Source organism: Aeromonas sp. 25-AL00135 (genome assembly GCF_054052385.1).
In genome coordinates this window covers 1-4,027 of the sequence record NZ_JBSTYQ010000038.1, presented here as the reverse complement: position 1 = coordinate 4,027, position 4,027 = coordinate 1, and the positions used below count along the sequence as shown (strand labels likewise).

Below are 4,027 nucleotides of genomic sequence, written 5' to 3'. Positions count from 1 at the left end.
TGTGGCATTCGCCATGCGAGAGTAGGACACTGCCAGGCACCCAATTTAAGAACCCCGCTCATCGAGCGGGGTTTTTTATTGCCTGCAATTCGGCACGTCACCGGATTATTAGACTTTCCCCTTCTTGTCATTCATTGATTACCCTTCTAAAGCCCCAAAACGACCTCTTTTTCTGTTCGATATTTGCTCACTAGTTCAATGTGTTGGATACAAAAAGTACAGAATGTGATGCCTCTACCTTTCTTGTGATGCCTGCTCTGGTTTAATTCTTCAGTCCACATGGATGGACCAAGGAATCACAATAATTTAAGGAATAGACCCATGTTCAAAAGAACAGTAACGATGATGCTGGCGGCGGGAACCCTGGTATTAGGCGGTTGCGCATCCAATGGTGGTGCAGAGCAGGCTGGGGCAGACAACGGCGATTTCGGTGGCAAGTCCATCTACCTGCGTGGGGAGATGAACGACTGGATGGCGACTGATGAAAGCAAGGTTGTCAAGGTGGCCGACAGACTCTATATGGCCAAAGGCACTCTCAAGAAAGAGTGGGCCCCCTACAAGTTCAAGTTTGCTGATTCAGGCTGGAGCTGCGGTACCAACTTTGGCTACAAGAGCCCGAGTGATGGTGTTGCCGTACTGGGTGGTGAGGCTGTGCCGGTCAACCCCTGTTCCAAGTATGAGGACATGAAGTTCTCACCGGATGCCGATGGCGTCTACGAGTTCTATCTGAATATGGCGGGTGAAACACCGACGGTTTACGTCAAGAAGCCCTGATCTATCTCTGAGTGTTAAATCTCTCAGTAAATTAATCAGTTAAGTGCCTCGGCCCAGAAATCTGCTGGCCGGGGCATTTTTTTAGGTTAGAATCGGCGCCCTCATGGCATCAGGTGTACTATATGTTGTGTCATTAATTTTAGACGGCACCATTAGTTGTGTTTTCTGCTGTTGTCATGATGTTGATGCATTCACATAAGGTTGATTGAAAATGGCTAAATCGAACCCGGTGCTGGAGAGTGAGCTTGGCTCCCGCCTTATCCCCATGCAGGAAACGTCCCTCGAGATCTGGGATGGCAAGTATCGCCTCAAGAGCAAGGATGGCACTCCCATCGACAGCTCTATCGATGAGACTTACCAGCGGGTAGCCCGTGCGTTGGCAGAGCAGGAGCTGGAGCCTGAGGTCTGGTATGAGCCGTTCCTGTGGGCGCTGCGCAATGGGGCCATTCCGGCGGGCCGCATCACCTCCAACGCCGGGGCGTTTGAGCACAAGCCTGCTACTTCAACCATCAACTGCACTGTTTCCGGCACCATCGAAGATTCGATGGACGATATCCTCGGCAAGGTGCACGAGGCTGGCCTGACCCTGAAAGCCGGTTGCGGCATCGGATATGACTTCTCGACCCTGCGCCCGCGCGGTGCCTTTGTCTCCGGTGCCGGTGCCTACACTTCCGGCCCGCTCTCCTTTATGGATATATATGACAAGATGTGTTTCACCGTCTCGTCAGCCGGTGGCCGTCGCGGCGCCCAGATGGGCACCATGGATATCCGCCATCCCGATGTGATCGAGTTTATTCAGGCCAAGCGTGAAGATGGCCGCCTGCGTCAGTTCAACCTCTCCCTGCTCATCACCGAAGATTTCGTCAAGGCGGTGAAAGAGGATGCCCCTTGGTCGCTGATCTTCCCCTACACCGCCAAAGAGGTGGAGCAGGATGGCATTGCGCTGGACGATCCCGCTCAGGTGCTATGGGCCGACTGGCCCAACAAGGAAGGGGTTGTATTCAACGAGTTGGGGCAGGTCGCTTGTAAGGTCTACAAGACCATGCCAGCCCGTAAGCTGTGGAATGTCATCATGACCTCCACCTATGACTATGCAGAGCCCGGTTTCATCCTGATCGACAAGGTCAATCAGATGAACAACAACTGGTTCTGTGAAGAGATCCGCGCGACCAACCCCTGTGGCGAGCAGCCGTTACCGCCTTACGGTGCCTGTCTGCTGGGTTCGGTCAATCTGACCAAGTTTGTGCGCGACCCGTTTACTGAAAACGCGGCGTTCGATTGGCAGGCGTTTCGCAAGGTGGTGGCCATCTTCACCCGCATGCTTGACAACGTGGTGGAGATCAACCAGCTGCCGCTTGCCAAGCAGCGCGAGGAGATTACAGCCAAGCGCCGTCACGGCATGGGTTTCCTGGGGCTTGGTTCGACCCTGACCATGCTGCAGATCAAGTACGGTTCTGCCGCGTCCGTCGCTTTTACCGAGCAGGTATCCCAGGAGCTGGCGATGACCGGCTGGCAGGAGTCCCTGCGTCTGGCCAAGGAGAAAGGCTCTGCCCCCATCATGGAGCAGGAGTTTGAAGTGACTGGCAAGATGCTGCGTCTGCGCCCGGAAATGGCGGCTGATGGCATCAAGGTGGGTGACAAGGTGAAGGGCAAGGTGCTGCATGCGCGTTATAGCCGCTATATGCAGCAGGTTGCCGAGGTAGATCCTGCGCTGGTCGCCGAGCTGGCCGAAGTGGGTGGGCGTTTCACTCACCACAGCAGTATTGCGCCTACCGGCACCATCTCGCTGTCACTGGCCAACAACGCCAGCAACGGCATCGAGCCGAGCTTTGCTCACCACTACAGCCGCAACGTCATCAAGCCGGGCAAGAAGAGCAAGGAGAGCGTGGATGTCTACTCCTTCGAGCTGCTGGCCTATCGCGAGCTGGTGAATCCATCCGCCATGCCCTATGCCGATGATGACGCGAGCCGTCTGCCGGACTATTTCATTACTGCTGATGACATCACCCCGGCGCAACATGTGGACATTCAGGCGGCGGCCCAGCGCTGGATTGACTCCTCCATCTCCAAGACTGCCAACGTGCCGACTGATTTCCCGTTCGAGCAGTTCAAGGACATCTACATGTATGCCTCGGACTCCGGCCTCAAGGGCTGCACCACCTTCCGCTTCAATCCGGAGGCCTTCCAGGGCGTGCTGGTGAAGGAGAAGGATCTGGAGAACACCCTGTACGATTTCACCCTGGAGGATGGTTCCGTCATCTCCGTCAAGGGGAATGAAGAGATCGAATACGATGGCGAGCTGCATACGGCTGCCAACCTCTATGACGCCTTGAAAGAAGGCTATTACGGTAAATTCTGAGAACGACATTATGGTCAAGAAGATCGACAAGAAAATCGTCGCCTACAAGGTGCGTACCAAGGATGAGCCGCAAGAAGATCTCTCTGTGCAGGATGACGTAGTGCATATGCACGAAACCGTGCTGCGCCCGGAGCGGCTGATGGGCACCACCTACAAACTGAAGACGCCGGAGCATGTCTCCGAGCACTCGCTGTTCATCACCATCAACGACATCATTCTCAACGAGGGCACGGTTCACGAAACTCGCCGTCCGTTCGAGATTTTCATCAACTCCAAGAGCCTGGAGCACTATCAGTGGATCGTGGCGCTGACCCGCATCATCTCGGCGGTATTCCGCAAGGGTGGGGATGTCACCTTCCTGGTCGAGGAGCTGCGCTCGGTGTTTGATCCCAAGGGCGGATACTGGAACAAGGGCAAGTATGTGCCGTCGCTGATCGCCGAAATTGGCAACGTGATCGAGAGCCATCTCACCGAGATCGGCATGCTCAAGGCGCCGGGATTGGATGAGCATCAGCAGGCGTTTCTGGCCGAGAAGCAAGCCGAGTTGAAAGCCGCTCAGGAGGCTGAAGAGCAGGAGGCGAGCAGTGGTTTCCCGGCCAATGCCGCGCTCTGCTACAAGTGCCACACCAAGGCGCTGGTGCTGAAGGATGGCTGCATGACCTGCCTCAACTGTGGCGACTCCAAGTGCGGCTGACAGACATGCCCAAGTAGTTGAACGATAGAGAAAAGACCGGCCACAGTGCCGGTCTTTTTATTGCTGTTTTTATGCGCAATCAAATCAGGCGGCCCAGTGACTTGTTGCGCGTGTCTAGTCCTGAAATAGGTTTACACATTTTCAACTAGCATTTCTCTACTCAGAACCCCCTATGTACCGCATCGGGGGTTCTGTATTTC

The 4,027-nt window shown here is 55.1% G+C and carries 3 protein-coding genes; all 3 read left to right on the top strand.

All coding sequences use genetic code 11. The features are described from left to right. Nucleotides 1–321: 321 nt before the first annotated feature. The 3 genes from ACW5XC_RS20325 (at nucleotide 322) to ACW5XC_RS20315 (ending at nucleotide 3,827) form a co-directional block, all read left to right on the top strand. Nucleotides 322–774: a pullulanase gene (locus ACW5XC_RS20325; protein ID WP_042052811.1), complete on the top strand. Its 453-nt coding sequence runs from the start codon at nucleotides 322–324 to the stop codon at nucleotides 772–774. A gap of 211 nt (nucleotides 775–985) precedes the next feature. Then, nucleotides 986–3,133 carry an adenosylcobalamin-dependent ribonucleoside-diphosphate reductase gene (locus tag ACW5XC_RS20320; RefSeq protein WP_042052813.1) on the top strand — a complete coding sequence of 716 codons (2,148 nt, stop codon included), beginning with the start codon at nucleotides 986–988 and terminating at the stop codon, nucleotides 3,131–3,133. 10 nt (nucleotides 3,134–3,143) lie between these two features. After that, nucleotides 3,144–3,827 carry a TSCPD domain-containing protein gene (locus ACW5XC_RS20315; protein ID WP_042052814.1) on the top strand — a complete coding sequence of 228 codons (684 nt, stop codon included), beginning with the start codon at nucleotides 3,144–3,146 and terminating at the stop codon, nucleotides 3,825–3,827. Nucleotides 3,828–4,027: the final 200 nt, after the last annotated feature.